This window comes from Streptomyces sp. NPDC057654 (genome assembly GCF_042800135.1).
Classification (GTDB): domain Bacteria; phylum Actinomycetota; class Actinomycetes; order Streptomycetales; family Streptomycetaceae; genus Streptomyces.
This window is the reverse complement of sequence record NZ_JBHVHQ010000744.1, coordinates 1-4,337: the sequence shown is the minus strand read 5'-3', so window position 1 is coordinate 4,337 and position 4,337 is coordinate 1. Positions and strand designations below refer to the sequence as shown.

Here is a 4,337-nt window from a genome sequence, read left to right as displayed (position 1 = left end):
ACCCCGGGTCAGCCCTTCGGGAGACCCGCCAGCTGCGCGGCGATCCGCTCGATGTCCTCATCCGCCTTGGCGAGCCGCGTGCGGATCTTGTCGACGACCTGATCGGGCGCCTTGGCCAGGAACGCCTCGTTGCCGAGCTTCCCTGTGGCCTGCGCCTTCTCCTTCTCCGCCGCCGCGAGGTCCTTCGTCAGGCGCTTGCGCTCCGCCTCGACGTCGATCGTGCCGGACAGGTCCAGGGCCACGCTCGCCCCGGCCACCGGCAGGGAGGCGGTGGCGGCGAAGCCCTCGCCCGCGGGCTGGAGGCGCAGCAGCGAACGCATCGCCGCCTCGTGCGCGACCAGCGCCGTCCCCGCCAGCTCCAGCCGCGCCGGGACCTTCTGCCCCGGCTGGAGGCCCTGGTCGGCGCGGAACCGGCGGACCTCCGTGACGACCTGCTGGACGAGCGCGATCTCCTGCTCGGCCGCCTTGTCCCGGAAACCGGAGTCGGCGGGCCAGTCGGCGACGACGATCGACTCGCGCCCGGTCAGCGCGGTCCACAGCGACTCGGTGACGAACGGGACGATCGGGTGCAGCAGCCGCAGCGTGACGTCCAGCACCTCGCCCAGCACGCGCCGCGAGACGTCGGCCGCCGGACCGCCGGCCTGGAAGGTGGTCTTGGACATCTCCACGTACCAGTCGAAGACCTCGTCCCACGCGAAGTGGAAGAGGGAGTCCGAGACCTTCGCGAACTGGTAGTCGTCGTAGTAGGCGTCCACCTCGGCGACGACGGTGCCCAGCCGGGAGAGGATCCACCGGTCCGGCGCCGACAGCTGCTCGACGGGCGGCAGGTCGCCTTCGACGGTCGCGCCGTTCATCAGCGCGAAGCGCGTGGCGTTCCAGATCTTGTTGGCGAAGTTGCGGGACCCCTGCACCCAGTCCTCGCCGATCGGCACGTCCGTGCCGGGGTTGGCGCCGCGGGCCAGCGTGAAGCGGACGGCGTCGGAGCCGTACTTGTCCATCCAGTCCAGCGGGTTCACCGCGTTGCCGAAGGACTTCGACATCTTCTTGCCGCGCTCGTCGCGGACCATGCCGTGCAGCACGACCGTACGGAACGGCGGCGTGCCGTCCATCGCGTACAGGCCGAACATCATCATCCGCACGACCCAGAAGAACAGGATGTCGTAGCCGGTGACCAGGACCGAGTTCGGGTAGAACTTCTCGACGCTCTCGGTCTTCTCGGGCCAGCCGAGCGTGGAGAACGGCCACAGCCCGGAGGAGAACCAGGTGTCCAGGACGTCCGTCTCCTGGTGCCAGCCCTCGCCGGACGGCGCCTCCTCGCCGGGGCCGACGCAGACCATCTCGCCGTTCGGCCCGTACCAGACGGGGATGCGGTGGCCCCACCACAGCTGCCGGGAGATGCACCAGTCGTGGAGGTTGTCGACCCAGCCGAAGTAGCGGGACTCCATCTCCTGCGGGTGGATCTTCACCTCGCCGTCGCGGACGGCCTTGCCGGCGGCCTCGGCGAGCGGGCCGACCTTGACCCACCACTGCATGGACAGCCGCGGCTCGATCGTCGTCTTGCAGCGCGAGCAGTGGCCGACCGAGTGGGTGTACGGGCGCTTCTCCGCGACGATCCGGCCGTCGGCGCGCAGCGCGCCGACGATGGCGCTGCGGGCCTCGAAGCGGTCCAGGCCCTCGAACGGGCCGGGGGCGGTGATCACGCCGCGCTCGTCGAGGACGGCGAGGTTCGGCAGGTCGTGGCGGCGGCCGATCTCGAAGTCGTTCGGGTCGTGGGCCGGGGTGACCTTGACGGCGCCCGTGCCGAACTCCGGGTCGACGTGCTCGTCGGCGACGATCGGGATGCGGCGGCCGGTGAGCGGCAGCTCGATCTCCGTGCCGACCAGGTGGCGGTAGCGGTCGTCGTCCGGGTGGACGGCGACGGCGGTGTCGCCGAGCATCGTCTCGGCGCGGGTCGTCGCCACGACGATGGCGTTCTCGCCCTCGCCGTAGCGGATGGAGACCAGCTCGCCGTCGTCGTCCTGGTACTCGACCTCGATGTCGGAGATCGCGGTCAGGCAGCGCGGGCACCAGTTGATGATGCGCTCGGCGCGGTAGATCAGCTCGTCCTCGTAGAGCCGCTTGAAGATCGTCTGGACGGCCGTGGAGAGGCCCTCGTCCATGGTGAAGCGCTCGCGCCCCCAGGCGACGCCCTCGCCGAGGCGGCGCATCTGGCCGGAGATCTGGCCGCCGGACTCGCCCTTCCACTGCCACACGCGCTCGACGAACGCCTCGCGCCCGAGGTCGTGCCGGGACTTGCCCTCCTTGGCCAGCTCGCGCTCCACGACGTTCTGCGTGGCGATGCCGGCGTGGTCCATGCCGGGCTGCCACAGCGTCTCGAAGCCCTGCATGCGCTTGCGGCGGGTGAGGGCGTCGATCAGCGTGTGCTCGAAGGCGTGGCCGAGGTGGAGGGAGCCGGTGACGTTGGGCGGCGGGATGACGACCGTGTACGGCGGCTTGTCGCTCTTCGCGTCCGCCTCGAAGTAACCGCGTTCTACCCAGCGCTCGTACAGCTTCCCCTCTACGTCGGCCGGCGCGTACTGGGTCGGCAGTTCAGGGGTGCTGTTCGGCCCGCTGTCGGGGCGCTGCTGAGTGTTATCGGTCACGGGCCGATTCTACGGGCCGCGGGTGCGCCGTTACGAACCAGTTACCGCCCCGCGGTAAAGGCCGTGTAAGCCGTCGGGGAGGATGAGGCCCATCTGTCACGTGCAAGAAGTGAGAACAACGATGAGCGAGAGCCAGCCGAGACCGTCGGACCAGCCTGACCTCCGGCGGCAGCCTGCCGCCGGCGGCAGGAAGGGCCGGACGGTGGCTCTGGCCGCCGGCGCGGCCGTCGTGGTCGCGGCGATCGTCGGCGGCGTCGTCCTGCTGAACAGCGGCGACGGCGAGACCGAGGGCCGCGCGGGCGCCACGGCGGGCAGCGGGAAGAAGTCCGATAAATCCGGTGCCGAGAAGTACGAGGGCAAGAAGTACCGGCTGACGGCGCCGGAGACCGTGGCCGACAGCCTCAAGAAGGAGTCGGGCAGCGAGGCGAAGAACGCGCCCAGCGCCGCCTTCCTGTCGGTCTTCGAGAAGCTGGGCGTGTCGAAGGCGCGGGGCGTCGCCGCCAGCTACCAGGGCGGCGAGAACCTCGGCCGCAAGTGGCTCAAGTTCACCGGCGTCTACGGGGACGTGGCAGACCCCGAGAAGACGGTGGACCGGTACTTCGCCTCCATGGCGTCCGCCGCGGGCAGGAGCCCCGGGTCGGAGGTCAGCGTGAAGTCGGAGTTCAAGGGCAGCCCGACGCGCCTCTCCCCCGCCGGCCTCGACGGCGACGCCGTCCTGAAGTGCCAGAAGGTCACGTACTCGACGGGCAAGGACGTGGCGGCCGGCGACAAGGCCACGACGATGCCCAACTGCGTCTGGGCCGATCACACCACCGTGGGCATCCTGGTCCACTCGCACACGGCATCCGCGATCAGCGAGGTGCCGCTCGACACGTTCGGCGAGCTCAGCGCCCAGGTCCGCGCCGATACGCGCGTCGAGATCAAATAACCACCTGCGTCAATCCATACGGGGAATCAGATGAGCTTCAACCAGCCGCCGCCGCAGCAGCCCGGTCCGTACGGGGGTGGGCAGCCCAATCCGTACGGAGGCGGCCAGCAGCCTCCTCAGCAGCCCAACCCCTACGCGCAGCAGCCGGGTTACGGCTACCCGCCGCAGGAGGGCGCGACTCCGCCGCCCCCGCCGCAGCAGGCGCCCGCGTACGGACAGCAGCCGCCGCCCCCGCCGTACGGCCAGCCGCAGCAGCCGGGCCCGTATGGCCAGCCCCCGCAGGCCCCGTACGGACAGCCGAGCATGCCGGGCCCGTACCAGCAGCCTCCGGGCGGCGGCCGGAACAAGGGCAAGGCGATAGCCCTGGCCGTCGGCGCGGTCGTCGTGGTGGCGGCCATCGTCGGCGGCATCGTCCTGCTGAACGACGGTGACGACGACAAGGGCGGCAGCGAGGCGAAGGGCAAGGACAAGGGCAGCAGCTCGGGCTCCTCCGACTCCGATTCCTCTGGTTCCTCTGATTCCTCCGACTCCGACTCCGGTTCCAAGGGGCTCGGCTCGGACGAGGGCAAGAAGTACAAGCTGACGACGCCTGCGGCGATCGCGGGCTACGAGCGCAAGGGCGCCGGCCACGACGAGAGCGAAATGACGCCGGGTCAGCGCGAGAGCCAGAAGAACCGGATACCGGGGATCACCGAGAGCCACCCGGTGGCCGCCGAGTACCAGCGCGGCGCCACGGACAAGGTGTCGTTCAACGGCCAGTACGGGCA

At 70.4% G+C, this 4,337-nt stretch carries 2 protein-coding genes and 1 pseudogene; 2 read left to right on the top strand and 1 reads right to left on the bottom strand.

The window, feature by feature from the left end; genetic code table 11:
• Positions 1–8: 8 nt before the first annotated feature.
• Positions 9–2,642: a valine--tRNA ligase gene (locus ACFU99_RS34900; RefSeq protein ID WP_384399980.1), complete on the bottom strand. Its 2,634-nt coding sequence runs from the start codon at positions 2,640–2,642 to the stop codon at positions 9–11.
• 202 nt (positions 2,643–2,844) lie between these two features.
• On the opposite strand from ACFU99_RS34900, the gene ACFU99_RS34895 reads away from it, so the two are divergent.
• Both ACFU99_RS34895 and ACFU99_RS34890 read left to right on the top strand, forming a co-directional pair.
• A complete protein-coding gene (locus ACFU99_RS34895) occupies positions 2,845–3,570 on the top strand; it encodes a hypothetical protein (RefSeq protein WP_384399977.1) in 726 nt (241 codons plus the stop codon).
• 30 nt (positions 3,571–3,600) lie between these two features.
• Positions 3,601–4,337 (top strand): annotated as a pseudogene (locus tag ACFU99_RS34890) (hypothetical protein); the annotation flags it as partial.